Here is a 25,502-nt window from a genome sequence, read left to right on the forward strand (position 1 = left end):
GATGAGCGTTCTGGTGGTGACCGGCACGGGCACCGAGATCGGCAAGACCATCGTGACCGCGGCGGTCGCGGCGGCGGCCGCGGGCCGTCGGGTGGCCGTGCTCAAGCCGGCCCAGACGGGCCTTGAGCCGGGCGAGCCGGGTGATGCCGCCGAGGTGGTGAGGCTGGCCGGCCGTCATGTGACCGCGGTCGAACTGGCCCGCTTCCCGGAACCGTTGGCACCCGCGACCGCCGCTCGCCGGGCCCGGATGGCACCGGTCCGCCCGTACGAGATCGCCGAGGCGGCCGAGAAGCTGGCAACGGACCACGATCTGGTGCTGGTGGAGGGTGCGGGCGGCCTGCTCGTACGGTTCGACGACGACGGCGCGACCCTGGCGGACGCCGCACGGCTGCTGGCGGCTCCGGTTTTGGTGGTGGCACCTGCCGGGCTGGGCACGCTCAACTCCACGGCGCTGACCTCGGAGGCGCTCCGGTCCCGGGGACTGGACTGTCTCGGCGTGGTGGTCGGCAGCATGCCCGCCGAGCCGGATCTGGCGGATCGGTGCAACCTGTCGGACCTTCCGGTTGCGGCGGGCGCCCCGCTGCTGGGTGTGGTTCCGGCGGGCGCGGGAGCTCTCGCCCCCGCGGACTTCCGTGCCCGTGCCGGGAGTTGGCTGACCGAGCGGCTGGGCGGCAGCCGGCCGCAGGACTGAAAGGCGTACGGCACAGGACGGGGTGCGCCTCAGGGGGCAGAATCGAAGTAGCCGAACCTTTCCGGCCGAGCGGCCCCACGGGACGTCACCCGTCACCCGGCCCGCGCGGACCGGTGCCTGTCGAGGAGGTCCGTCATGCGGTTGCGGAGCACGAAGATCCCGAAGGACGCGGTGCACCACCCTGTCTTCGCCCGGTTCTATGCCCGGATGAGCGTGGCCGCGGAATCCGCTGCGGGCATGGCAGGGGTACGGGCCGAGCTCCTGTCGGGACTGTCCGGGCGGGTCATCGAGATCGGAGCGGGCAACGGCCTGAACTTCGCTCACTACCCGCCCGCGGTGTCCGAGGTGGTGGCGATCGAACCCGAGCGCACGCTGCGGCAGTTGGCGGTGCGATCCGCCCTGCGCGCCGGGATCCCGGTGGACGTCGTGCCGGGTACGGCGGAGGCGCTGCCGGTGAAGAGCGAGGCATTCGACGGAGCCGTCGCCTCGCTTGTGCTGTGCACCGTACGCAATGTGCAGCAGTCACTGGCTGAGATCCGGCGGGTGCTGCGCCCGGGCGGGGAGCTGCGCTTCTTCGAGCATGTACGGGCCGACGGCCGGGCCATGGCAGCCACCCAGCGCGCGCTGGACGGCACGTTCTGGCCGCTGGTGGCAGGCGGCTGTCACACCTCGCGCGACGCGCTCGCCTCCATCGAGGCGGCCGGGTTCGTGGTGGAGACGTACCGGAAGGTCAATATGCCGGAGGGCGGCATCAGGCTTCCCACGTCCTCGTGCGTGCTGGGCGTCGCCCGACGGTCGGCAGTGGTGGACCGGGGGCCGCAAGGGCTGCACTGACCGCCGCCCGGGCGCCCGGCATCGCGCCCCCCGAACCCCGGCGGGCGCGGGTTTCCACGCGCCACGTCATAGGGTCCCGGACGTCTCCGACGCGCCACTGGCCCAGCGGCGCGTCGGAGACGGCCCGGCCTGCCACAGGCTCCGCTGACGCGGCTCGTCGGGGACGGCCCAGACCTGCCACAGGTTTCACTGACGCGGCTCGTCGTAGCCGACCCAAACCTGTCACAGGCTCCGCTGACGCGGCGCGTCGGGGACGGCCCGGACCTGCCACAGACTCCACTGACGCAGCTCGTCGGGGACGGCCCGGACCCGTCACAGACTCCACTGACGCAGCTCGTCAGAGCCGACCCAGACCCGTCACAGACTCCACTGACGCAGCTCGTCAGCGATGGCCCGGACGTCGGCCTTGCCCTCCTTGACCAGCAGGGCCAGATCGCGCACCTGTTCCGGGGAGGTGATGACCTTCAAGCCCGACGCTACGAGATAGCCGTAGGCGACGGCCGACGCGAACATCGCGTTGGAACGCTCCAGCGCGGGCACGTGCAGCAGCAGTTGGAGCAGAGCCGCGGCCCTGGAGTGGGGGTCGCTGTAGACCGGGCTGCCGAAGATCTCCGCCTCGTGCCGCGCGACCGCGGCGACCAGCGCGCCCCAGTCGGTGACCTGAGGGTCGCCGGGTGTCTTGTGCTCGGCGAGCATGAGCAGCCAGGAAAGGTGGATCCGGAGATTCAACGGCTGCCTTTGCGCTCCGGGCCGAACTCCTCGGCGAACACCGATTCGTACTGCTTCATGAAGTCGGCGGCGGCCTCGACGAAGGTGTGTCCGACCTCGCCCGCGTCCTGTCTGACGAGCTCTTCTATGTAGCGGTTCACACTCATCCCCCTCTGGAGCGCGCGCTGCCGCGCGGCCTCGGCGGTGGCCTCGTCCACTCGAACGTTCAGCTGCGTCTTGGGCACTCCCTCACGCTAGCGCGGGACCGCTAGCACCGGCAAGGGGAACGGGGCCCGGCGGCACCCCGGGCCGGCTTCCGCCACCCTCCTCCGGGCCGCCCGCGAGCCCGCCGAACTCCCGCTCTCCGGCATATCGACGCAGCAGGCCGGACCGGGCACGTGGGCGCCGGCAGCCGTACCGTCGAAAGATGAGCGACGGATACCCCACCCGGCCGCCCCCTTCTCCGAACAAGTGGTCATAATTCCTGGTCAGGAAGCCGAAGTCCGCGCAGTCGGCCACGTCCTGGCGGCGAACGCCCGTAACGCCTGCGAATACCTGCGAATGCCTGCCAACCGACCAGATCTCGCGACGACTCATGGAGTGCACATTGAGTACGACGTTCCGTTCCCGTATCACCGCCCGGCTCGGGCGCACCTACCTGGCCAGGATCCAACGGCACGGAATCGGCTCCTCCACGATCAAGCTGCTGCCGGAGGAGCTGCTCATGCTCCTGCGCCGCGACGGCCTCGATCCCGTGCGCCGGGTTGCCGCGACGCGGACGAGTGCCCCGGTGTCCAGGGTCTCGCTGCCGTTCGGCATGGATGCCTGGGTGGTCACCGGCTACGAGGAGTCGAAGGCCGTGCTCGGCTCCGCCGAAGGGTTCAGCACGGACTTCGCCAACCTCGCCGGCAACGCCGGGATCGCCGCGGAGCAGAGCCCCGGCGGGCTCGGGTTCAGCGATCCGCCGGTACACACGCGGCTGCGCCGCATCCTGACGCCGGAGTTCACGATGCGCCGGCTGCGACGTCTGGCGCCCCGGATCGAAGCCATCGTCGAGGAACGCCTCGACGCGATGGAGGATGCCCGCGGCCCGGTCGACCTGGTGCACGAGTTCGCGCTGCCCGTCCCCTCGCTCACCATCTGCGAACTGCTGGGCGTGCCGTACGCCGACCGGCACGACTTCCAGCAACTGGCCATGGACCGCTTCGATCTCTTCGGCGGGACGACCGCCCCCTTCGGCGCCATGTCCGCGTCGCTGGACTACTTCAGGGAGGTGGTCAAGGCGCAACGACGGAACCCGGGGGACGGACTGCTCGGCATGATCGTGCGGGAGCACGGCGACAGCGTCGACGACGAGGAACTCGCGGGTCTCGCCGACGGAGTGCTCACCGGCGGCTTCGAGACGACGGCGAGCACGATCGCACTGGGCTCGCTGGTCCTGCTGCAGAACGAGGACGTCCTCGAACGGCTGCGCAAGGACGACACAATGACCGCACCCTTCGTCGAGGAGGTCCTCAGATATCTCTCCGCGGTCCAGATGGCCTTTCCGAGGTTCGCCCGTGAGGACATCGAGATAGCCGGCGTGGTCATTCCGCGCGGCGACATGGTGCTCTGCTCCCTGAGCGGCGCCAACCGCGATCCGGCGTACGTCTCGGACGAAGGGGGCTTCGACCCGCACCGCGCCACCCCGTCCGGTCATCTCGCCTTCGGCCACGGCATCCACCGCTGCATCGGTGCCGAGCTGGCACGCATGGAACTGCGCGTCGCCTATCCGGCACTGGCCAGGCGGTTTCCCGGCATGCGGCTCGCCGTCCCGCCGCAGGAACTCGGCTTCCGGAAGCTGTCGATCGTCTACGGCATCGAGACGCTTCCGGTGTACCTGAGCTGAGGCAACTCACTCCCGGCGGACCCGAGCTGACGCGGAGCGCTCCCGCGCACGTACGAAGGGACTCGAAATTCGTTCGCCCGCCGGGATGACGCTCTGCTTGGCTCGCCCCATGAGCGATCTTCACATCCGCTGCGCCGGCCTCGACGACATCGACGGCGTACTGCGGTTCTGGCCCGAGGCGGCAGAGGGAACGAGCATCAGCGACGACCGCGACGGGGTGTCCCGGCTGGTCGTCCGGGATCCGGAAGCCCTGCTGCTGGCGGAACGCAACGGCCGCCTCGTGGGCACCGTCATCGCGGGGTTCGACGGCTGGCGGTGCCACGTCTACCGGCTGGCCGTGCATCCCGCGTTCCGCAGGCAGGGCATCGCCACGGCGTTGCTGGACGCGGCGGACGCCCGCTTCACCGCGCTCGGCGGCCGCCGGGCCGACGCCATGGTCCTGGAGGCCAACGAACGCGCACAGCACGCTTGGGCTGCCGCCGGCTACCACCGGGAGGACCACTGGCGCCGCTGGGTGAAGCCGCTCTGACAGCGGGCGGGGCGGGGAGCTGCAGGATCCGGTATCGAAGTCCGGGAGTCCGGGCACCTTCCCCGCCTCACCACTTTGCCGATCCTTTACTATGGGTGCTTCCCCTGTCGATTCCTGTTGAAAGGTGTGAGCGTCCGTCCATGGGCGAGCCTCCCAGTAGCCGATATCGCCGAGATCGAGCGATCCTCCCTTCCCTGACTGATCATGGGACGGAGGTGAACCGATGACCGAAGTGCTTCTGCTCCTCGTGGCCGTACTGCTCTCGCTGGCCTGCGGCGCCTTCGTCGCGGCGGAGTTCTCCCTGACCACGGTCGAACGCGGCCAGCTCGAGCGAGCCGTCGAGCGGGAGGAACGCGGCGCCGCGAGCGCCATGAAGGCGGTACGCAGCCTCACCTTCCAGCTTTCCGGGGCCCAGCTGGGCATCACCGTCACCAACCTGGTCGTCGGCATGCTCTCCGAATCGTCCATCGCGAAACTGATCCGTGGCCCGGTCGAGGCTCTCGGACTGTCACCGGGCGTGGCGTCGTCCGTGGCGCTGGTCATCGGCACAGCCCTGTCCACCGTGTTCCTGATGGTGGTCGGCGAGCTCGTGCCGAAAAACTGGGCCATCTCCTCGCCGCTCGCCGTGGCGAAGACGGTGGCCACCCCGCAGCGGGCCTTCACCGCGCTCTTCCGGCCCTTCATCAGCCATCTCAACAACACGGCCAACCGCTTGGTGCGCCGCTTCGGGCTCGAACCGGCCGAGGAGCTGGCATCCGCCCGCAGCCCGCAGGAGCTGGTGGCCCTGGCCCGGCATTCCGCCAAGGCGGGCGCGCTGGAGGCCGACACGGCCGAGCTCTTCGTGCGCACCCTCAATCTGGCGGAGCTGACCGCGGAGAACGTGATGACGCCGCGGGTACAGGTCACCGCACTGGAGGTGCAGGCGACGGCCGAGGACGTCGCCAACGCCACACGGGCCACCGGACTGTCCCGGTTCCCCGTGTACCGGGGCAGCCTCGACACCGTCGTCGGCGTCGCCCACATCAAGGACGTACTGGCGATCCCCGCCGAACAGCGCCCCCGAAAGCGCGTCTCGGACATGCTGCGCGAGCCGCTGCTCGTGCCGGAGACCCTGACCGTCGACCGACTGCTGGACCGCCTCTCCGGCAAACTCGCGATGGCGGTCGTCATCGACGAGTACGGCGGCACGGCGGGTGTCGTGACGCTGGAGGACATCGTCGAGGAGGTCGTCGGCGAGGTGCGGGACGAACACGATCCGCACGAGACGCCGGATCTGGCGCCGGCCGGCGAGGACGCCGACGGACGCACCCTCTGGTCGGCCGACGGCGCTGCCCGTACCGACCAGCTGGAGAGGATCGGACTGCGCGTGCCGGACGGACCGTACGAGACCCTCGCCGGGCTGATGGCCACCGAGGTGGGCCGCATCCCGGCCGTGGGTGATTCGATCGAGCTCGCCGGCTGGCGTCTCGACGTGGTGGACGCCTCCGGGCGGCGCGCCGCCCGGGCGCTGCTGCACGCGCCGCTGCCCGGTACCGACGAGCCGTCGGAGGACGAGCGATGACCGCCGTACAGCTCTTCATCGGTCTGCTGACCCTGGTCGTGAACGCCTTCTTCGTCGGTGCGGAGTTCGCTCTCATCTCCGTGCGGCGAAGCCAGATCGAACCGCAGGCCGAGGCCGGGAACCGGCGGGCGCGCAGCGTCATCTGGGGTCTCGAGCACGTCTCGGCGCTGCTCGCGGCGGCCCAGCTGGGCATCACGCTGTGCACCCTGGTCCTGGGTATCGTCGCCGAACCCGCCATCGCCCATCTGCTGGAACCCGTCTTCGACGCCGTGGGCGTGCCGCACGGACTGGTCCACCCGATCTCGTTCGTGATCGCGCTGTCGGTGGCGACCTACCTCCACATGCTGCTCGGCGAGATGGTGCCGAAGAACATCGCGCTGGCCGAACCCGTGAAGACCGCGTTGCTGCTCGGACCGCCGCTGGTCACCCTGGCCCGGGCGCTGCGTCCGGTGATCTTCGCGATCAACGCCTTCGCCAACACACTGCTGAAGCTGCTGAGGGTGGAGACGAAGGACGAGGTGTCCGCCACCTTCTCGGACGACGAGCTGGCCCGGCTCGTCAAGGACGCCGGCGACGCCGGGCTCGTCGACGACCGCGCGGCCGAGCGGCTGCACCATGCCCTGGAGCTGGGGCGCAGGCCGGTGCGCGATGTGGTGCTGCCGGTGGACCGGGTGATGTACACGCGGGTCGGGACGACGCCCGAGGAACTGGAGCGCCTTTCGTCCGAGACCGGCTTCTCGCGGTTCCCGGTAATGGACAGCGAGCAGCGGATCCTGGGCTACCTGCATGTGAAGGACGCCCTGGACGTCACCCCTCGCGACGTGCCCTTCCCGGTGACGGCGATGCGGCCGATCGCCAGGGTGCGGGCGGCGACACCGCTCGACGACGTGCTGACCGCGCTTCGGCGCAGCCGCACGCACTTGGCGGCCGTCCTCGACGACGACGACCGGCTGGCCGGCATGGTGACGATGGAGGATGTGCTCCGCGAGCTGGTGGGCCGGCCCCAGCCGCGCTGAGCCCCGCCCGCCGTGCGGCGTCCCGCCCCCTTCCCGGGGTGCGGGACGCCGCATGGCCCGCATGGCCCGCATGGCCCGCATGGCCCGCATGGCTCCAGGATCGGGAGAGGGGTGGCCGCACCGCGATACGATCGCAGGGCCATGGAAATGAATGCTGAATACACCAGTCTCGTCGCAGTAGGCGATTCGTTCACTGAGGGCATGTCGGACCTGCTGCCCGATGGTTCGTACCGGGGCTGGGCCGACGTTCTCGCCACCCGGCTGGCCACCCGCACCCCCGGATTCCGGTACGCCAATCTGGCCGTGCGCGGAAAACTCATCGGCCAGATCGTGGACGAGCAGGTGGACGTGGCGGCGGCCATGCAGGCGGACGTCGTGACGTTGGTGGGCGGTCTCAACGACACCTTGCGGCCCAAGTGCGACATGGGCATGGTCCGGGGCCGGCTGGAAGAGGCCGTGGAGCGTCTCGCACCCTCGTGCAAGACGCTGGTCCTGATGCGCAGCCCCGGTCGTAACGGGCCGGTGATGGAACGCTTCCGGCCGCGGATGGAGGAGCTGTTCGCCCTGATCGACGACCTTGCCGCGCGGCACGGTGCGGAGGTCGCCGACCTGTACGGCGCACCGGTGCTGGGCGACCCCAGGATGTGGGACGTGGACCGGCTGCACCTCACCGCCGAAGGTCATCGCAGGGTGGCGGAGGCCGTCTGGCAGACGCTGGGGCTGCCGCCGGAAGACGACTGGCAGGCAGTCCCGGCGGCCACAGCCCCGCCGCACTGGTCCTCCCGGCGCGTGGCCGACGTGCGCTTCGCCCGCCGGCACCTGCTCCCCTGGATAGGGCGGCGTCTGACCGGGCGCTCCTCGGGCGACGGGCGCACGGGAGCACAGTTCAGCGCGGAGCAGGGACGGGCCTTCTGGGTCACGCCCGTGAACGCCGGGACCCCGGGTCCCGTGACTGCATGGCGACGGGTCGACGAGGGCGAGTAGCCGACCCGCGGGGCGCGGCTGCGAGCCCGCCCCAGACCCCTCTGCCGCCGCTTCGGTCCCGGCACCCTTCCTCGTAGCAACGCACAAACCGGGGGCGGCGCCGACCTGCACAAACCGCCAGTAGAATCTGCACACGTGACTGCTGTGTCTGCGAAGCCTCGCATCCCCAATGTCCTGGCCGGCCGCTACGCCTCTACGGAGCTGGCCGTCCTCTGGTCCCCCGAGCAGAAGGTGAAGCTGGAACGTCAGCTGTGGCTGGCGGTGCTGCGCGCCCAGAAGGACCTCGGGATCGAGGTACCCGACGCGGCCCTCGCCGATTACGAGCGCGTCATCGATCAGGTCGACCTGGCCTCGATCGCGGAGCGCGAGAAGGTGACCCGGCACGACGTCAAGGCCCGCATCGAGGAGTTCAACGCCCTCGCCGGCCACGAGCACGTCCATAAGGGAATGACCTCCCGCGACCTGACCGAGAACGTCGAGCAGCTCCAGATCCGGCTGTCGCTGGAACTGATGCGCGATCGCACGGTGGCGGTCCTGGCCCGGCTCGGCCGGCTCGCCGGCGAGTACCGCGAACTGGTCATCGCGGGCCGGTCCCACAACGTCGCGGCGCAGGCCACGACGCTCGGCAAGCGCTTCGCCACGGCGGCGGACGAGCTGCTGGTGGCCTACGGGCGGCTCGAGGACCTGCTGGGCCGCTACCCGCTCCGCGGGATCAAGGGCCCCGTCGGCACCGCCCAGGACATGCTCGACCTCCTCGGTGGAGACGCCGGCAAGCTCGCCGAGCTCGAGCAGCGCATCGCCGGGCACCTCGGCTTCGCTCAGGCCTTCACTTCGGTCGGCCAGGTCTACCCGCGCTCGCTCGACTACGACGTGGTGACCGCGCTGGTCCAGCTGGCTGCGGCGCCTTCCTCGGTGGCGAAGACCATCCGGCTGATGGCCGGCCACGAGCTGGTGACCGAGGGCTTCAAGCCCGGCCAGGTCGGCTCGTCCGCCATGCCGCACAAGATGAACACCCGCTCGTGCGAGCGCGTCAATGGTCTGATGGTCATCCTTCGGGGATACGCGTCGATGACCGGTGAGCTGGCCGGCGACCAGTGGAACGAGGGCGATGTGTCCTGCTCCGTGGTCCGCCGGGTAGCGCTGCCGGACGCCTTCTTCGCCTTCGACGGTCTGGTGGAGACCTTCCTGACGGTGCTCGACGAATTCGGTGCGTTCCCCGCCGTCGTCGCCCGCGAGCTGGACCGCTACCTGCCCTTCCTCGCCACGACAAAGGTGCTGATGGGCGCGATCCGCGCCGGTGTCGGCCGTGAGGTCGCCCACGAGGCCATCAAGGAGAACGCGGTCGCGTCCGCTCTCGCCATGCGTGAACAGGGCACGGAACGCAACGAGCTGCTGGACAAGCTGGCAGCGGACGAGCGCATCCCGCTCGACCGCGCGCAGCTGGATGAGCTCATGGCCGACAAGCTCTCCTTCACCGGTGCGGCGGGCGACCAGGTCACGACGCTGGTCCGCCGGATCGAGGAGATCACCAAGCAGCACCCGGAAGCGGCCGGTTACACGCCGGGCTCGATCCTCTGATGCGCCGGGCCGTCGGCCGATGACGCCCGAGGAGCTCCTGGCCGCCCGTGACCGCATTGTTCCCGATGTGGTCACGGGCGGCCTGCGCGTACTGTTCTGCGGCATCAACCCAAGCCTGATGACAGGTGCCACGGGCCACCACTTCGCCTTTCCCGGAAATCGTTTCTGGCCGGTGCTTCATCGGTCGGGTTTCACTCCGCGGCAGCTCAAGCCCTGCGAACAGTCCGAACTGCTCCGCTACGGGCTGGGAATCACCAACGTGGTCGCCCGGGCCACGGCCCGGGCCGATGAACTGTCCGCCGAGGAATTCCGCGCCGGGGGCCGGGTGCTCACCTCGAAGGTCGAGGAGCTGCGCCCCCAATGGCTGGCCGTCGTCGGGATCACCGCCTACCGGACGGCATTCGGCGAGCGTCAGGCACACATCGGGCCGCAGGACCGGCTGATCGGCGGGGCCCGCGTCTGGGCGCTGCCCAACCCCAGTGGCCTCAACGCCCACTGGTCCGTGGCCTCCATGGCCGACGAGTACGGGCGCCTCCGGTCAGCCGTCGACTCGGAAACCGCGATCCCCGCCCCTGAGGCCTAAAGAGCCCTGCCCCCTGAGCCCTGAGCCCTGACGACGGAACAGGCCCTCCCGGTGATACCGCCCCTGTGCCCGTCCGCCCCAGGGCGGGCCTCACGGAGGATCGATCTCGGTCACCACCACACCGAGCTCGCACCCGGGGCCCTCTTCCTCCAGGTACAGCGCGAGGGCGATCCACCGAGCCTCGATGTACCAGAGCCGGAGGTACTCGCACCCCGCAACGGTTTCGGCCCACGGGTCAGGTATCTCCTCGCCCGACATCATTCGCTCCTGGGCGCTCCACAGGCTGATCAGCTGCGGCTCCCCCCAGCGTGCGCCAAGCACGGTAACCAGCGCCTCGTGCTCCGCCAAGCACTGCACACGGTGCTCCAGCCGCCCCGCCTCGTCGTCGTCCCAGTGATCGTCGTCGGCGTGCAGGGACGCCGTGTGGTAGCCGGGGCCGCTGACTCCCGAACCCGATCGGATGCGATCCGCGGGGAACTCTCGGGTGCGCATCCCGTCGATGAGGCGGAGGTGATGTGCGGTGGTCATGCCGTCAGTAAACCGTCCGGCACTGACAACGAAAGCCTCGCCCTGCGCTTTGAGGGGTTTTCAGCCACTCTCAACCGCAGTCACCGCATCCATCTCCTCCCCATCAGCGCCCCACCGCCCCCGCCTGCCCCCGTCTTCGGTGAGCATTGAGGACTTCAACAGGTCCATTGGATCCAGTGGGCCTAATAGGCCCTATGAGTCCTATGGGTCCAATGAGCCTAGTGGGTCCAGTGGGTCCAGTGGATTCAATGAGTGCAACGGGTTCACCGGGTGCAACGCGTTCATGGAATCTTTCCGGTGTCACGTCCTGTGCAAATCCCCAGCGTCACTTCTTGCTTCCCCCCGGCCACGTCCTACGCGCCTCCCCGGGCTCACGTCGTCCTAGACATCTCGGCGTCGCAGCGCCCACCATCCGCCCAGCAATGCCAGCCCCGCCCAGGCGGCGGTCACGGCAAGGCCTGTCCAGGGCCCGATACTGCTCTCCGGGTGCTGGTGCAGCACCAACTGTCCGGCCCGGTCGGGAAGATAGTCGGCGACGCCGCCCGCCACGTCGCCGACGACGAACGAGGCAATCAGAATGAAGGGAATGAGCAGGCTGAGCACGGCGACGGCACTTCGCAACAGGACGGTCAGTCCTGCGGCGAAGAGAGTCATCAGCGCGAGATACACACCGCTGCCGACAGCAGCCCTCAGCGCTCCCGGTTCTCCCAGCCCGATGGCGTAGTCCCCCATGAACAGTTGCCCGGCAAGGAACGAGCTGAAGCTGGTGACCAGCCCTACGCCAAGCGCTGCTGCCCCGATGAGTGACATCTTGACTGTGTAGAGGAGTGTCCGGCGCGGAACCGCAGCAAGCGACAGGCGCAGTGCACCGTTGACATACTCGGACGATATCGCCGTGGCTCCGAAACTGATGGCCGCGATCTGACCGAAGTTCAGCGCGTAGAACGCACCGAAGACGAGATCCGCGTCCGCGTTGTCCGCCTCGGCCTGGCCGACGGTGGCGAAGCTGAGGACGGTGACAGCCATCGTGGCGAGGAAGATGGCCGTCAGCGATCCGGCTACGGAGCGCACCGATCTGATCTTGATCCATTCGGAACGCAGAACTGCTCCGACCGTCATGATCAGCCTTCCTTTCGAGTGGTGAGGGCGGCTGCTGCGGACTTGAACTCCGCGGCCCCCGCGGTGAGATCCAGGTAGGCCTGTTCCAGCGTGGCCTGCTCGTCCACCAACTGAAGAACGGGAATGCCTACCGCGGCTGCGAGCGCACCTATTTCAGCCGCTCTCGCCCCTTCAACGGTCCATAGCCCGTCCTCGCCCTGCCTGGCTCGGTGCCCCTTGCGTGTCAAGGCATCGCTGAACCGAGCCGATTCAGTCGTGTTCACCCGTACGCGCACGCGGGGCCTGCTCCGGGAGTCGAGGAACTCCTGCATCGGCATGTCGATGAGCAGGCGTCCCTGTCCGAGGACGATCAGGTGGTCGGCGAACGACGATGTCTCGTTCATCAGATGGCTGGAGACCAGCACGGTGCGGCCTTCCCGCGCCAGCCGCTTCATCAACTCCCGGACCCAGATGATGCCTTCCGGATCCAGCCCGTTCGACGGCTCGTCGAGCATGATCACCTCCGGGTCACCGAGCAGCGCCGCAGCTATGCCGAGGCGCTGGCGCATCCCGAGGGAGAACGTCTTGACCCGCCGGCCCGCGACGCGACCGAGTCCGGCCTCATCCAGGACTTCCTCGACCCGTGCCCGTCCCATGCCATTGCTCACGGCGAGAGTGAGCAGGTGGTCGCGTGCCGTCCGAGAGCCGTGGGCGGCCTGCGCGTCGAGCAGCACGCCGACGCGGCGGAGCGGATCGTCCAGATCCGTGTACGCGCGCCCGCCGATCTTGGCGGTGCCGCCCGTCGGCCGGTCCAGACCCAGGACCAAGCGCATGGTGGTGGACTTGCCCGACCCGTTCGGCCCGAGGAAGCCGGTGACCCGGCCGGGCCGCACGCTGAACGTGAGGCGGTCCACGGCGCGGGTCGCACCATAGTCCTTGGTGAGTTCGTTGACGTCGATGCTGGTCATGTCCTCAGCCTGGCCGCAGCGCCGGCGGCGCCCCTCCCCCGCCGGTGTGGATCATCTCCCTCGCGCGGGGGAGCCGTCCCGCAGGGCTCGCTGGCACGATGGCTGCATGTCCAGCTTCCTCCGCCCGTTGACCACGCCGGTCACCTACACCCGGTGGCTGCATCTGCTCCTGCCCGGCGCCGCTGTCAGTGTCTGGCTGTTCATTTCGACGGACACACCCTGGGTACCCGTCGTCCTCGCAGCTCTGGTGGGGTTGATTCCCGGCATGCGCCTCGCCGAGGGCATCCAGGCACAGCTGCTGCTCACTCCCGGGGAGCGGGGTGACCCCGCTGCATCGATTTCGGTCGCTCCCTCCACGTCGTGGTCCGAACGCTGGCGGACATCTCTCTGGCTGGAGGTCCGCCTGCTCTGTGCCGCATTGGCCGGCATGGCGACGGTGTGGCTGTTGGCCACTGCGGTCGATCTCATCCGCTCGGCGGTCGGTTCGGAACCGAGCGCCGAATGGTTCGCCGCCGGCCTGGGCACGCACTGGTGGGCCGCACTCCTCGCTCCGGTTCCCCTGCTGATGCTGATCGCCATCATCGTGAGCTGCGGAGAACTCATCACCGCTGCTGCCCGGTGGCTTCTCGGGCCGAGCCGGAAGCAGCGGATGTCAGCGTTGGAGGAGCGCACGGAGCAACTGCTCGAACGCAACCGGATAGCGCGCGAGCTCCACGACTCGATCGGGCACGCCCTGACGATCGCCGTCGTTCAGGCAGGTGCCGCCCGGGCGGCACACGACCCGGAGTTCACGGAGCGGGCGCTGCTGGCGATCGAGGAGACGGGCCGTGATGCGCTGGATGATCTGGAACGGGTACTGAGAGTGCTGCGCGAATCAGGTGAGCCGTCGGGGCGGCAGCCGTCACTGAGCGAGGCGGCCCGGCTGCTGGACTCCGCGCGCGGTTCCGGAGCCGAGGTCGATGCTGACCTGTCCGGTCCGCTGGAACAGGTTCCGGCGTCGGTGTCCCGCGAGGGATATCGCATCCTCCAGGAGGCCCTCACCAATGTCCTGCGCCATTCCGGATCTGTCGCGGTCCGGGTCCGCATCGCCGTCGCCGACGGCCGGCTCGAGCTGGTGGTGACGAATCCGCTCATGGGTTCGGCAGATACTCCTCTCGCAGGTTCAACCGATGCCATGGGGGCCGGAAGCGGACTGAGGGGCATCCGGGAAAGAGCGGCCTTGCTGGGCGGCACTGCCAGAACGGGACCGCACAAGGGGGAATGGAGGGTGCACGCGAGCCTTCCTCTGTACCGCATACCCTGACCGGATGCCGGTTACCGTTCTTCTCGTCGACGACGAACCCCTGGTCCGCGCGGGACTGCGCGCGGTGCTGGAAGCCCAGCCCGACATCGAGGTGGTCGGTGAGGCGGGTGACGGCGCCGCGGTGATCCCGTTGGTTCGTCAGCTGAGGCCCGACGTGGTGGCGATGGACGTCCGGATGCCACTGATGGACGGCATCGAAGCGACTCGCCTGGTGCTGCGGACCGTGCCCGCGCCGCCGAAGATCCTGGTGGTGACGACGTTCGAGAACGACGAGTACGTCTACGAGGCCTTGCGGGCCGGCGCGGACGGCTTTCTCCTCAAGCGGGCCAGGCCGGCCGAGATCGTGCACGCGGTGCGGCTGGTGGCGGAGGGCGAGTCCTTGCTCTTCCCCACCGCGGTACGGCAGCTGGCAGCCGAGTACGGTACGAGCAAGGCGCGGGAGGTCATGGAGCGGGCTTCCCTCACCGAGCGCGAGGAGGCTGTCCTGCGCCTGATGGCCCGCGGGCTGTCCAATGCCGAAATCGCGGCCCGGCTCGTGGTGGGCGTCGAGACGGTGAAGTCCCATGTCAGCGCCGTGTTGGCGAAGTTGGGTGCCCGGGACCGCACACAGGCGGTCATCGCCGCCTACGAGTCCGGATTCGTCACTCCGAGCTGATGCCGGGCGTTCCCGAGCTGATGCCGGGCGTTCCCGGGCTGGCGCACGGACTCCTCCGGGACTGCCTCATGGACTCCTCGGGGTCGACCTCGTGGACTCCTCACGGACCCTCGTGGACTCCTCCAGGCCCCCTCACGACCTGCCTCGGGGACTGCCTCTCGGTCTGCCGCACCGCCCACGGTCGCCCAGTCCCCGGGCACCGAGTACGATCCGCCTGACATGCGCACGAGCTGGGAGGACACACCGTGGGCCGGCTGACCGGTGGGGACCCGTCGTTGCTGCGACGGATCAATTCCGCGGTGGTGCTGCACGCCCTCCGAGGAGCGGAATCCCCGACGCTTACGGACCTGACCCGGATCACGGGTCTGTCCCGGCCCACGGTCGAGGGCGTCGTGGAGGGACTGTTCGAGGCCGGACTGGTCGTCGAGTCCGCCCCGGACGGGGCCGAGGCGCGGCGTCAGGGACGTCCGGCCCGCCGGTTCCGGTTCCGGGCCGAGGCGGGACACCTCCTCGGCATCGAGATCGGCCCGCATCGGGTCTCGGCGTTGCTGTCGGGGCTGGACGGCCGGATCATCGGCGCCGGCTCGCGCGAGGTGTCGGAGACCGCCTGCGCGGACGACCGCCTCGACAAGGTGCGGACCGTGGTCGCCGACGTCCTGCGGCGGACCGGCGTGGCCCGCAGCAGTCTGCGGGCCGTCGGCGTGGGCAGCCCCGGCATCGTGGAAGCCGACGGAACCGTCCGGCTCGGGACCGCGCTGCCGGACTGGACGGGGCTGGCGCTCGGTGAGCGCCTGAGGCGCTCGTTCCGCTGCCCTGTACTCGTGGAGAACGATGCGAACGCGGCAGCGGTCGCCGAGCACTGGAAGGGTGCGGCCACGGAGTCCGATGACATCGTGTTCGTACTGGCGGGTCTGAGCCCGGGGGCGGGTTCTCTCATCGGCGGGCGGCTGCACCGGGGTTTCGGCGGCGCGGCCGGCGAGATCGGTGCGTTGCACCTCCTCGGTCGTGACGTCACGCCGGAAAGACTGCTGTCGACGACGGATACGCCCCTGGACCCGCTCGACGAGCATGCGGTCGCCGCGGTGTTCGCCAAGGCGCGGCGCGGTGACGAGCAGGCCCAGGCCGCCGTCGAACGGTTCATCCAGCGCCTGGTCCACGACGTGGCGGCACTGGTCCTGGCGCTCGATCCGGAGCTGGTGGTCATCGGTGGCTGGGCCGCCGGACTGGACGGGGTGCTGGATCCGCTCCGCGGTGAGCTGGCCCGTTACTGTCTGCGGCCCCCTCGGGTGACCCTGTCGCTGCTGGGGGAGGCCGCCGTGGCAACGGGTGCACTGCGGCTGGCGCTCGACCACGTCGAGGAGCAGCTCTTCGCCGTGGAGGGAACGGTGACGGCCCGCCGCTGAACGCGACGGGCCGTTCGGTGCACGCCAGGGGCGCGCGGTCGTCCGGTCAGGATGCCTGCTGGGTCCGGTCGTCGTGGCTGATCTCCAGATCGCCCGAGTCGCTGAAGGTGAGCCGGCAGGTGTCCGCACGGTAGGTGGCGACGGAGACGGCGGCCGTGCCGCCGGCAGCGAGGTAGCGGGTCGTCACGACGAGGACGGGCGCACCGGGGAGCCGGTCGAGCTCCTTGGCATCGTCCGCGCGCGCCGAGCCCAGCTCCACGGAACGGTCCTGCCCGTCGAGGCCGAGCCGGTGCAGTTCACGTACGACGCTGCGGGCCCTGGCGGGACCGGACGGGGTCTCTATCGCCGAGAGATCCGGAACGGAGGCCGCCGGTACGTACAACAGCTCCGCCGCGACCGCCTGTCCGTGCGTGAGACGGATCCTGCGCACGATGTGGACGGGCTCGTCGCCCGACACGTCGAGCATCCCGGCCACGGCGGCCGGTGCGGCTGCCGTGCGGCAGTCGACGGACTGCCAGGCCTCGCCCGCCCCGCCCCCCGTCCAGTCGTGCTGGGCGGTGGAGACGGCGACACCCACGCGCGGCGGGGCGACGGTGGTGCCCACACCGCGGCGGCGCTGCAGTCTGCCTTCGAGTTCGAGCTGCTCCAAGGCCTGCCGGAGCGTGGCCCGGGCGACGCCGAACCGGGCGGCGAGCTCGCGCTCGTTGGGAAGGATCTCCCCCACCGCAAAGTCCGAGTCGAGTGCCTCACTGAGCACGGTCTTGAGGTGCCAGTACTTCGGCTCCTGCACCGTTTCCAGCTGCGTGGTCCCCACCCTGTCCTCCGCAATCGCCCAGCGGCTTTTCCGCGACGTTATTTATTAAAGGTTCCTGTCTTAACGTTGAGACCATAGGACGGCGCACCCCCTTGGTCAAGACCAATCCTCGGGCCGGGGGGCCGCGAACCGGCGATACGCCGTGCAGCGTTCACAGGACGTTCGCGGAAGGCGGCGCGCGGACAGCACAAAGCCCCACGTCCGGGAGGGTGCGCGGGGGGCTTCGCCGCTGACTGGGCGACGATCCGGGGCCGGCGGCCGGGAACTGCCTCCGGGAAAGGCGGCCGATCGGCTACTGGCCGACCAGTGCGGCGATTTCGTCAGAATTGCAGCGGGTATTTGCATATTGGTCCGCTTCATCCCGCACCTCTGCCTGGGGCGCGAAGCACCGGCCCGCCTGCCGCCGCGCGTCCAGTTCGCCCCGCCGCCCTCTTGAACTACAAGCTACCTGGCGGTAATTGTTGCTGACGGAATGTCTAAGCCGCTTGGCACGGACCCCACGTGCCGTCTCACCCGGGAGCAGCTCCATGGCCACCACGGTCTCCTTCACCGTCGAGTCAGCCCGAGGACCGCGGACCGTGTCCGTGGCGTACGAGCGGTCGGGTTCCGGTGAGCCGCTGCTGCTGCTCCACGGAATCGGCCACCACCGTCAGGCCTGGGACCCGGTGATCCCGGTTCTGGCCCTGGAGCGCGATGTCATCGCCGTGGACCTGCCCGGCTTCGGTGCCTCGCCGGGGTTGCCCGACGACGTGGCGTACGACCTGACGACCGTCGCGCCGCTGCTCGGGACCTTCTGCGAGGCGATCGGGGTGGACCGTCCCCACGTGGCGGGCAACTCGCTCGGCGGGCTGCTGGCGCTGGAGCTGGGCCGCGAGAAGCTCGTGCGCTCGGTGACCGCGCTCTCGCCCGCCGGCTTCTGGACGGATCCCGAACGCCGGTACGCGTTCGGAACGCTTCGTGCCATGCGGCTCGCGGCCGAGTCGATGCCGCTGCCCCTCATCGAGCGGCTGTCCCGCACCGCCGCCGGTCGCACCGTCCTGACCAGCACCATCTACGCCCGGCCCGGGCGGCGCTCGCCGGATGCCGCCGTGGCCGAGACCCTCGCCCTGCGCCAGGCGACCGGCTTCCACCGGACGCTGAGCGCCGGAAGGAACGTCCGGTTCGCCGACGACGTGCCGGGACTACCGGTGACCATCGCCTGGGGCGGCCATGACCGGCTCCTCCTGCGGCGCCAGGGCATCCGGGCCAAGCACACCCTCCCCGGTGCCCGGCTGGTCCGACTGCCCGGCTGCGGTCACGTCCCGATGAACGACGACCCGGCTCTGGTGGCGCGGGTGATCCTCGACACCAGCCGCTGAGTCCGCAACCGGCTCACGGCCCCGCCGGCTCAGGGCACCCGAGCCGATCGCCACTCCGGCCCCGACCAGGCAGCTGCCCGCCGCCTGCGCCAGGCCGTACGAGCCGGAGCCGACGAGCGGGGCGGTGAGCGCGGCGGCGACGGGAATGAGCCCGGAGAACAGCGTGGCGCGCTCGGCTCCGATGCGCTGCATCCCGCGGTACCAGCAGACGAACCCGATCACGGTCACCACAGCGGCCTGCCAGAGCAGCGCGACCGCCTCGCCGGTCGTCGGCACACGCACGAATCCCGTGCCGTCGACCAGCAGCCCCAGGACCGTGGACTCCACCGCGGCGATCGCGCACACCGTGGCGGACAGCAGCTTGGGCCCCAGGGGGCGCAGCACCGGCACGGCGATGACAGCGAAGCCGACCTCACCGGCGAGCGCGCCGACGGAGAAGACGATGCCGGCCGTGTCGGTCTGCCCCCAGCCCTGAACGGTGAACGCGCCGATCGCGACCAGCGCCGCGGCGCCGAGAACGGCGCGGGTCGGCCTGCGCCCGGCCGCCAGTGGCACGAGGACGGCCACGAGGATCGGTGCGCATCCGACGAACACGCCCGGAACAGCCGGCTCCGCGGACCGTTCGGCCGCCAGGACGGCGAGGTTGAAGCCGATCATTCCCACGGCGGCGAGCAGGGCCAGCCGGCCCCACTGCCTGACGGCGAGCCCACGGAGCACGTCGGCCGGACGTGGCTCACCGGCCCGGTTCAGCAGGGGCAGGAGCAGCAGGGCGGCGAGGCCGTAGCGCAGCGCCTGACCGCCTGCGTACGGATAGTCGCCGAGGACGCTGTTGGCGGTGAAGGAGGCACCTACGAGGACGGAGGCGAAGGCGGCGAGAGACGCGCCACGCAGATAGGTCACATTCATGGCTTCGACGCTAGGCGGCTGGGCGGTCCGGTTTAAGGTCCACATTTATGACGTCTTCGGGGACCACTTCGACGCCCGCTCCGGACGGCGGTGCCCGGGAATCCGTCTCGGCTGCCTGGGAGCTGCTGCTCCCGGCCGCTTCGGCTCCGGCCCGTGGGCGCGGGCGGGCGCTGCAGTCCGCGCTGCGTGAAGCGGTCCGCTCCGGCCGCCTGGCACCGGGAACACGGCTGCCGTCGAGCCGCGCGCTCGCGGCGGATCTCGGCGTCTCGCGCGGCCTGGTCACCGAGGCCTACGAACAGCTGACCGCCGAGAGCTACCTGCGCAGCGGGCACGGGGCGGGGACTTGGGTGAGCGGGTCGGTGCGGGCGGCCAGGGGCGGCGCCCGCGATCTCGCTCCCCGTGCCCCCGGCACCCGCGTCGACTTCAGACCGGGCACACCGGACCTCTCCCTCTTCCCGCGCAGCGCCTGGGCCGCCGCCCACCGCTCGGTTCTCGGACGGCTGCCGCACAGCGCACTGGGCTATCCGGATCCGCGCGGACTGCCGGAACTGCGGGACGCCCTGGCCGCGCTGCTGACACGGCGCCGAGGGGTGGTGGCCGACCCTGAGCGCCTGCTGGTCTGCTCCGGCGTCGCCCAGGCGAGTACGCTGCTCGGCTTCGTCCTGCACGGACGCGGGCTGGCCACCGTCGGCGTCGAGGATCCCGGGAGCCCCGAACACGCCGCCCTCTTCTCGTCTGCGGGCCTGGCCACGGCGCCGCTGCCGCTCGATGACGAAGGGCTGTCGATCGGACCGCTCGTGCGCTCCGGCGTACGGGCCGTCGTGACCACTCCGGCCCACCAGTTCCCTACCGGAATCGCGTACTCCGCCGCTCGTCGCAGCCGGCTGCTGGACTGGGCAAGGGAGACGGACGGCGTCATCGTCGAGGACGACTACGACGGGGACTTCCGCTACGACCGCGCGCCCGTCGGCGCTCTCCAGGGCCTCGATCCCGACCATGTCGCGTACACCGGTTCGGTGAGCAAGTCCCTGGCGCCCGGTCTGCGGCTCGGCTGGCTGCTGGCACCGGCGTCGATGACGGACGAGCTCGTCGACCGCAAGCGGACCATGGACATGGGCAATCCGGCCGTCGACCAGGCAGTGCTCGCCGACTTCATCGTCCGGGGAGGCTACGACCGGCAGTTGCGCCGCTGCCAGCGCGCCTACCGGGAGCGTCGTGACGTACTGACGACCGCGCTCACCGCCCACTTCCCGGGCGCCGAGGTCAGCGGTATCGCGGCAGGACTGCACGTCATCGCCCGTCTGCCCGGACGGTACGGCCCCGAGGCCGAGTTCGTGAGCCGGGCGGCGGAGGCCGGGATCGCCCTGCGGCCCCTCGACGACTGTCGCGACGTGCCGTCCGCCGAGACCGCGGTGAGCCTGGTGATCGGCTACGCGCACCTGCCGCCGGCGGATATCACCCACGGCGTCGAACTCCTCGCGGCATGCCGGCGAGGCGGACGCTGAAGGGACTCCGGACGGGGCAGGCCGCCGGACTCCGAGGCAGGCGCCGACCGGGCTCCCGGGCAGGCGGGCCGGTCTTCACCCGGTGTTGGCGGATCCGCGTCCGTCGGACACGGGGACGGGCCGGTATTCACCTGGTGTTGGTGTGTCCGCCTCCGTCGGGCGCGAGGGTGGGCCGGTCGCTCAGCAGTCCGCATGTCCGACCCGCCGGAGGCCTCCCGATGCCGTACCGTCCGCGAATCCCGTCCCCCGACCGCCGTACCGTGCTGCGAGGTTCGCTGGTGGCCACGGCCGCTCTCGCCCTCCCCGTGGCAGGCGCGGTCGCCCCTGCCTTCGCGCGGTCCGGCCGTCCGGACGCGGCCTGGGGTGTGCAGGTCGGCGACGTCACCTCGTCCTCCGCCCTGGTGTGGGTGCGTTCCGACCGGCCGGCCCGAATGGTGGTGGAGACGTCGGCGACCGAGTCGTTCCGGCGCGCCCGCACCTGGCACGGCCCGCTGCTGGGTGCGGGCACGGACTTCACCGGAACGACGCCTCTGTACGGGCTGCCGCCCGGCGAGCAGGTGCACTACCGGGTGACGCTCGCCGCCCTGGACGACCCCCGCCGTACCGGCGAACCGGTGTACGGCACGTTCCGGACCGCGCCCGCACGCCGGCGCGACGGGGTGCGGTTCCTGTGGTCCGGCGACATCGCGGGCCAGGGGTGGGGCATCAATCCGGACATCGGGGGCTACCGGGTCTACGACGAGATGCGCCGCCTCGACCCCGACTTCTTCCTCTGCAGCGGGGACAACATCTACGCGGACGGGGTCATCGAGCCGAGTGTGACGCTGCCCGACGGGCGTGTCTGGCGCAACGTCACGACCGAGGAGAAGGCGAAGGTCGCCGAGACTCTCGCCGAGTACCGGGGAAACTTCCGCTACAACCTGCTGGACGAGCATCTCCGCAGGTTCAACGCGCAGGTGCCGTCGGTGATCCAGTGGGACGACCACGAGGTGCGCAACAACTGGTATCCCGGGCAAATCCTCGACGACGCCCGGTACACCGAGAAGAACGTGGACGTGCTGGCGGCTCGCTCGATGCGGGCCTTCGGCGAGTACTTCCCGGTGTCGACCCTGCACGGCCCCGCGGGCGGGGGCAGGGTCCACCGGGTGGTGCGGCACGGTCCGCTGCTCGATCTGTTCGTCCTGGACATGCGGACGTTCCGCAACGCCAACTCCCCCGGCCGGCAGCCCGACGACACCACCGGAATCCTCGGCGCCGAGCAGCTGGCCTGGCTCGAGCGGGAACTGTCGAAGTCCCGGGCGGTGTGGAAGGTGATCGCCGCGGACATGCCGCTGGGGCTGGTGGTCGCCGACGGTGCGACGAACTTCGAGGCCGTGGCGCAGGGCGACCCGGGGGCCCCGCTCGGCCGCGAGTTGCAGATCGCCGAACTTCTGCGGTTCATCAAGCACCGCGGAATCACCGGGACGGTGTGGCTGACGGCGGACGTTCACTACACCTCGGCACAGCACTACGCGCCCGAGCGGGCGGCGTTCAAGGACTTCGCGCCCTTCTGGGAGTTCGTCACGGGACCGCTGGCGGCCGGTCAGTTCCCGTCGAACGCGCTCGACGGCACGTTCGGACCCGACCAGGTGTTCGTCCAGGCTCCTGACCGGGCGAACGTCTCACCGATGGAGACACCTGCGCTCTTCGGCGAGGTCGACATCGACGGTGACAGCGGGGAGCTGACCGTACGCCTTCGGGAACAGGGCGGATCCGTCCTGTTCAGCAAGGTGCTCCAGCCGGGGCACGTGGGGCAGTGAGCCGGGCGGCCCGGGCTGACGGCGGCGCCGGAGCGGGGTACCGGGCGTCCGTTCCCGGCCCGGACCTGTCACCGGGGCCCGATTCTTGCTCAAAATCGACTTGCCAACCGGCCAAAAACAGATGATAGGCGACTAGATCCACACTTAACCCATCGGTCACAAGGCGTTCGTGATCAGGCAACACCGCTCGGTCACAGTGAAGTCATGACTGATGTGACCTCCGCGAAGAGTGCCCGCCGCCCCCACCACTGGCGGCGGGACCTCATCGAGCTTGCCGCCCTGTTCACCGCCGTCGCCGTCGCCGACGCGATCGCCAACCTGATCGGGCACCAGCCCGACGGCCCCTACCTGCTCATCGCCTCGGCGGTGGCGCTGACCGCCACCGCCACGTTCCACACCTGGTGGGCACGCCGGCACAGTCACGCCCCACCTCCGGATGCCGAGGACCTCTCGGCTTCGGACGCCCCGGCCGCAGCGGCCGACGCGTCGCCGGGCTCCGCAGCCGCCGAGACGGTGCTGTGGCGGATGCGGACGACGGTCCGGGACGCTCCCGGCAGCCTGGCCGCACTCTGCATCGTGCTGGCCCGTCACCGGATCGACATCCTGACCCTGCAGACCCACCCGCTCGCCGAAGGCACCGTCGACGAGTTCCTGCTGCGCGCCCCCGCCTCGCTGCCCGCCGCCCAGCTGACCCGCGCCGTCTCGGACGCCGGCGGCAGCTCCACCTGGATCGAGCGCGCCGACGCCCACGAACTGGTGGACGCCCCGACCCGGGTGCTCGGCCTCGCCACCCGCACCGCCCTGGACGCGGCCGAACTCCCGCTCGCCCTGCGCCAGCTGCTCGGCCGCTGCACCATCCACTCGCTTCCGGCCGTATCCGTCACCGGACGCGCCACCGGGGAGAGCGCACCCGTGGAAGGAGTGCTGGAGGAGACGGTGATGCGGCTGCGCGATCCTTCGGGCGGCGTCATCACCGTCGAGCGCCCCTATCTGCCGTTCACCCCCACGGAGTTCGCCAGGGCGCGCGCCCTGGTCGAGCTCGATGCGCGGCTCGGCCCCCGCATCCCGCGCAGCGAGCACGTACTGACCCTGCCCGAGGGCAACGCGATCACGGTGCGCCGGGCGGACCGGGGCGATCTCGAAGCGGCCCGGGCCATGCACGACCGCTGCTCGGAACAGACCCTGCGGCTGCGCTACCACGGACCGGTCCGTGACGCCGACCGCTATCTCGAGCACCTGCTGAGCCCGCGCTTCGGACGTACCCTCGCCGTGCAGACGGCCTCCGGCCGGACGGTGGCTCTCGGCCATCTCCTCTGGGACGGCGACGAGACGGAGGTCGCGCTGCTCGTCGAGGACGACTGGCAGCGCCGCGGCATCGGCTCCGAACTGCTCGGCCGTCTGGTGGCGCTCGCCGTCGAGGCCGGCTGCGAGAGCGTCTACGCCGTCACCCAGGCGTCGAACACCGGGATGGTCGCCGCCATGCGCGCGCTCTCGCTGCCGCTCGACTACCAGATCGAGGAGGGCACGCTCGTGATCACCGCCCGGCTGGGCTCGGCCGCGGCGCGCTCCCTGCCGCCGTACGAGCGGGCGAAGCACTGACCGTCCGCCGCACGGACTCCTCGCCGCTCAACGCCTGACACAGGTCGGCCCACAGGTCCTCGACGTCCTCCAGCCCGACCGACATGCGAAGCAGCCGGTCGCCGACGCCGGAGGACTGCCGGTCTCCCTCATCCACGATGCGGTGGCTGATGGAGGCCGGATGCTGGATCAGGGTGTCCACGCTGCCGAGACTGACCGCGGGCGTGATCAGCCGTACGGCGGCGATCACCCCGTGCGGGTCCCCGTGCACCTCGAAGGAGACCATCGCACCGCCCAGTTCCGGGTAGTGGACGCGGGCGATCCGCGGGTCGGCGGCGAGCCGGCGGGCGAGTTCCGCGGCGTTCGCCGAGGCGGCCCGGACCCGCACCGGGAGCGTGGCGAGACCGCGCAGCAGCAGATAGCCGGCCATCGGGTGGAGTACCCCGCCGGTGGCGAAGCGGACCTGCCGCAGCCGGGCCGCGAACTCCTCGTCGCAGGCCACGACTCCGCCCATCACGTCCCCGTGGCCCCCCAGGTACTTCGTTGCGCTGTGCAGCACGATCCGCGCCCCGTGCTCGACGGGCCGCTGGAGGACCGGCGTGGCGAAGGTGTTGTCGACCAGCAGCGGGACCGATCCGCAGGAGTGCGCGACCGCCCGGATGTCGACCTCGGCGAGGGTCGGGTTGGCAGGTGTCTCCACGATCACCAGCCCGGTGTCGGGGCGGATCGCCTCGGCGATGCCCGCAGGATCCGTCCAGGTCACCTCGGTGCCGAGGAGCCCGGCGCCCAGGAGATGGTCACTGCAGCCGTAGAGCGGGCGGACGGCCACCACATGCCGCAGTCCGATACTCGCGCGGGCCAGCAGAACGGCGGTGAGCGCGGCCATCCCGCTGGCGAACGCCACGGCGCTCGCGGTCCCTTCGAGCCGGGCCAGGGCTGTTTCGAACCGTGCGGTGGTCGGGTTGTCGAGCCGGGCGTAGACCGGCGGCCCGTCGAGCCGGGCACCGGTCGCGGCGAAGGAGTCGATCCGTTCCGCCTCACCCCTGGAGTCGTACGAGGGGTAGGTGGTGGACAGGTCGATCGGCGGGGCGTGCAGACCGAGGGCCGCGAGGTCGTCGCGTCCCGCGTGCACGGCTTCGGTGGCCTGCGCCCGGAACGGGAGTGTCGTCGGGGGCGCCATCGAGGATTCGTTGTCCATGACCTCACTCTGAACAA

At 70.5% G+C, this 25,502-nt stretch carries 23 protein-coding genes and 1 pseudogene; 16 read left to right on the plus strand and 8 right to left on the minus strand.

Going from position 1 to position 25,502, the window contains the following annotated elements; all coding sequences use genetic code 11:
* Position 1: 1 nt before the first annotated feature.
* Together bioD and ACIQMX_RS24700 are read left to right on the plus strand one after the other, a co-directional pair.
* Positions 2 to 691 (plus strand): dethiobiotin synthase, encoded by a 690-nt coding sequence (gene bioD, locus ACIQMX_RS24695; protein ID WP_402481148.1) that lies wholly within the window; start codon positions 2 to 4, stop codon positions 689 to 691.
* 135 nt (positions 692 to 826) lie between these two features.
* The gene (locus tag ACIQMX_RS24700) at positions 827 to 1,525 is read left to right on the plus strand and encodes a class I SAM-dependent methyltransferase (protein ID WP_402481151.1); all 699 of its coding nucleotides are present in this window, start codon (positions 827 to 829) and stop codon (positions 1,523 to 1,525) included.
* A gap of 357 nt (positions 1,526 to 1,882) precedes the next feature.
* Here the strand turns inward: ACIQMX_RS24700 and ACIQMX_RS24705 are convergent, their stop codons facing one another.
* Both ACIQMX_RS24705 and ACIQMX_RS24710 read right to left on the minus strand, forming a co-directional pair.
* The gene (locus ACIQMX_RS24705) at positions 1,883 to 2,254 is read right to left on the minus strand and encodes a fic family toxin-antitoxin system, toxin component (protein WP_363070886.1); all 372 of its coding nucleotides are present in this window, start codon (positions 2,252 to 2,254) and stop codon (positions 1,883 to 1,885) included.
* Positions 2,251 to 2,478, minus strand: coding sequence for an antitoxin (locus tag ACIQMX_RS24710; RefSeq protein WP_363070884.1), 228 nt, complete (start codon positions 2,476 to 2,478; stop codon positions 2,251 to 2,253). The genes ACIQMX_RS24705 and ACIQMX_RS24710 overlap by 4 nt, the downstream gene beginning before the upstream one ends.
* A gap of 362 nt (positions 2,479 to 2,840) precedes the next feature.
* Here ACIQMX_RS24710 and ACIQMX_RS24715 point away from each other — a divergent pair, with 362 nt between their 5' ends.
* The 7 genes from ACIQMX_RS24715 (at position 2,841) to mug (ending at position 10,372) form a co-directional block, all read left to right on the plus strand.
* Positions 2,841 to 4,121, plus strand: a complete 1,281-nt coding sequence (locus ACIQMX_RS24715; RefSeq protein WP_363070882.1) for a cytochrome P450 — start codon at positions 2,841 to 2,843, stop codon at positions 4,119 to 4,121.
* A 109-nt stretch (positions 4,122 to 4,230) separates the two neighbouring features.
* Positions 4,231 to 4,650 carry a GNAT family N-acetyltransferase gene (locus ACIQMX_RS24720; RefSeq protein ID WP_363070880.1) on the plus strand — a complete coding sequence of 140 codons (420 nt, stop codon included), beginning with the start codon at positions 4,231 to 4,233 and terminating at the stop codon, positions 4,648 to 4,650.
* A gap of 223 nt (positions 4,651 to 4,873) precedes the next feature.
* Positions 4,874 to 6,211: a hemolysin family protein gene (locus ACIQMX_RS24725; RefSeq protein WP_402481155.1), complete on the plus strand. Its 1,338-nt coding sequence runs from the start codon at positions 4,874 to 4,876 to the stop codon at positions 6,209 to 6,211.
* Positions 6,208 to 7,227: a hemolysin family protein gene (locus tag ACIQMX_RS24730; protein WP_363070876.1), complete on the plus strand. Its 1,020-nt coding sequence runs from the start codon at positions 6,208 to 6,210 to the stop codon at positions 7,225 to 7,227. Before ACIQMX_RS24725 ends, ACIQMX_RS24730 begins: the two co-directional genes overlap by 4 nt.
* Positions 7,228 to 7,368: 141 nt before the next feature.
* A complete protein-coding gene (locus tag ACIQMX_RS24735; protein WP_402481158.1) occupies positions 7,369 to 8,211 on the plus strand; it encodes an SGNH/GDSL hydrolase family protein in 843 nt (280 codons plus the stop codon).
* Between the two features lie 135 nt (positions 8,212 to 8,346).
* The gene (gene purB, locus ACIQMX_RS24740; RefSeq protein ID WP_363070872.1) at positions 8,347 to 9,789 is read left to right on the plus strand and encodes an adenylosuccinate lyase; all 1,443 of its coding nucleotides are present in this window, start codon (positions 8,347 to 8,349) and stop codon (positions 9,787 to 9,789) included.
* 19 nt (positions 9,790 to 9,808) lie between these two features.
* Entirely contained in the window at positions 9,809 to 10,372 is a 564-nt protein-coding gene (mug, locus tag ACIQMX_RS24745; RefSeq protein ID WP_402481161.1) for a G/U mismatch-specific DNA glycosylase, read from the plus strand.
* Positions 10,373 to 10,462: 90 nt separating this feature from the next.
* On the opposite strand, the gene ACIQMX_RS24750 is transcribed toward mug, so the two are convergent.
* From ACIQMX_RS24750 to ACIQMX_RS24760, 3 genes are all read right to left on the minus strand, one after another.
* Entirely contained in the window at positions 10,463 to 10,900 is a 438-nt protein-coding gene (locus ACIQMX_RS24750) for a hypothetical protein (RefSeq protein ID WP_402481164.1), read from the minus strand.
* A gap of 381 nt (positions 10,901 to 11,281) precedes the next feature.
* Entirely contained in the window at positions 11,282 to 12,019 is a 738-nt protein-coding gene (locus ACIQMX_RS24755; protein ID WP_363070866.1) for an ABC transporter permease subunit, read from the minus strand.
* A 2-nt stretch (positions 12,020 to 12,021) separates the two neighbouring features.
* Complete coding sequence (locus ACIQMX_RS24760; RefSeq protein WP_402481168.1) at positions 12,022 to 12,966, minus strand: ATP-binding cassette domain-containing protein; 945 nt, start codon at positions 12,964 to 12,966, stop codon at positions 12,022 to 12,024.
* 106 nt (positions 12,967 to 13,072) lie between these two features.
* On the opposite strand from ACIQMX_RS24760, the gene ACIQMX_RS24765 reads away from it, so the two are divergent.
* The 3 genes from ACIQMX_RS24765 to ACIQMX_RS24775 all read left to right on the plus strand — a co-directional run bounded on the left by ACIQMX_RS24765 (position 13,073) and on the right by ACIQMX_RS24775 (position 16,327).
* Positions 13,073 to 14,269, plus strand: coding sequence for a sensor histidine kinase (locus ACIQMX_RS24765; RefSeq protein ID WP_402481170.1), 1,197 nt, complete (start codon positions 13,073 to 13,075; stop codon positions 14,267 to 14,269).
* Positions 14,270 to 14,273: 4 nt separating this feature from the next.
* On the plus strand, positions 14,274 to 14,924 hold the full coding sequence (locus ACIQMX_RS24770; RefSeq protein ID WP_363070860.1) for a response regulator transcription factor: 651 nt from the start codon (positions 14,274 to 14,276) through the stop codon (positions 14,922 to 14,924).
* A gap of 245 nt (positions 14,925 to 15,169) precedes the next feature.
* Positions 15,170 to 16,327 carry an ROK family transcriptional regulator gene (locus ACIQMX_RS24775; RefSeq protein WP_219570972.1) on the plus strand — a complete coding sequence of 386 codons (1,158 nt, stop codon included), beginning with the start codon at positions 15,170 to 15,172 and terminating at the stop codon, positions 16,325 to 16,327.
* Between the two features lie 46 nt (positions 16,328 to 16,373).
* Here ACIQMX_RS24775 and ACIQMX_RS24780 read toward each other — a convergent pair whose 3' ends face one another.
* Positions 16,374 to 17,141 carry a GntR family transcriptional regulator gene (locus tag ACIQMX_RS24780; protein ID WP_402481173.1) on the minus strand — a complete coding sequence of 256 codons (768 nt, stop codon included), beginning with the start codon at positions 17,139 to 17,141 and terminating at the stop codon, positions 16,374 to 16,376.
* A 527-nt stretch (positions 17,142 to 17,668) separates the two neighbouring features.
* Here ACIQMX_RS24780 and ACIQMX_RS24785 point away from each other — a divergent pair.
* Complete coding sequence (locus ACIQMX_RS24785; RefSeq protein ID WP_402481176.1) at positions 17,669 to 18,499, plus strand: alpha/beta fold hydrolase; 831 nt, start codon at positions 17,669 to 17,671, stop codon at positions 18,497 to 18,499.
* A 57-nt stretch (positions 18,500 to 18,556) separates the two neighbouring features.
* On the opposite strand, the pseudogene ACIQMX_RS24790 reads toward ACIQMX_RS24785, so the two are convergent.
* Positions 18,557 to 19,450, minus strand: a pseudogene (locus ACIQMX_RS24790) (DMT family transporter); the annotation flags it as partial.
* Positions 19,451 to 19,452: 2 nt separating this feature from the next.
* Between ACIQMX_RS24790 and ACIQMX_RS24795 the strand changes: the two are divergent.
* The 3 genes from ACIQMX_RS24795 to ACIQMX_RS24805 all read left to right on the plus strand — a co-directional run bounded on the left by ACIQMX_RS24795 (position 19,453) and on the right by ACIQMX_RS24805 (position 24,308).
* Positions 19,453 to 20,910, plus strand: coding sequence for a PLP-dependent aminotransferase family protein (locus ACIQMX_RS24795; RefSeq protein ID WP_402481177.1), 1,458 nt, complete (start codon positions 19,453 to 19,455; stop codon positions 20,908 to 20,910).
* Positions 20,911 to 21,128: 218 nt separating this feature from the next.
* Entirely contained in the window at positions 21,129 to 22,709 is a 1,581-nt protein-coding gene (locus tag ACIQMX_RS24800; protein WP_402481180.1) for an alkaline phosphatase D family protein, read from the plus strand.
* Between the two features lie 204 nt (positions 22,710 to 22,913).
* Positions 22,914 to 24,308 carry a GNAT family N-acetyltransferase gene (locus ACIQMX_RS24805; RefSeq protein WP_402481182.1) on the plus strand — a complete coding sequence of 465 codons (1,395 nt, stop codon included), beginning with the start codon at positions 22,914 to 22,916 and terminating at the stop codon, positions 24,306 to 24,308.
* On the opposite strand, the gene ACIQMX_RS24810 is transcribed toward ACIQMX_RS24805, so the two are convergent.
* Positions 24,244 to 25,485: a trans-sulfuration enzyme family protein gene (locus tag ACIQMX_RS24810; protein ID WP_402481184.1), complete on the minus strand. Its 1,242-nt coding sequence runs from the start codon at positions 25,483 to 25,485 to the stop codon at positions 24,244 to 24,246. The genes ACIQMX_RS24805 and ACIQMX_RS24810 overlap by 65 nt on opposite strands.
* Positions 25,486 to 25,502 lie beyond the last annotated feature (17 nt).

Origin of the sequence: Streptomyces sp. NPDC091416 (assembly GCF_044756845.1) — a bacterium.
Lineage (GTDB): Bacteria > Actinomycetota > Actinomycetes > Streptomycetales > Streptomycetaceae > Streptomyces.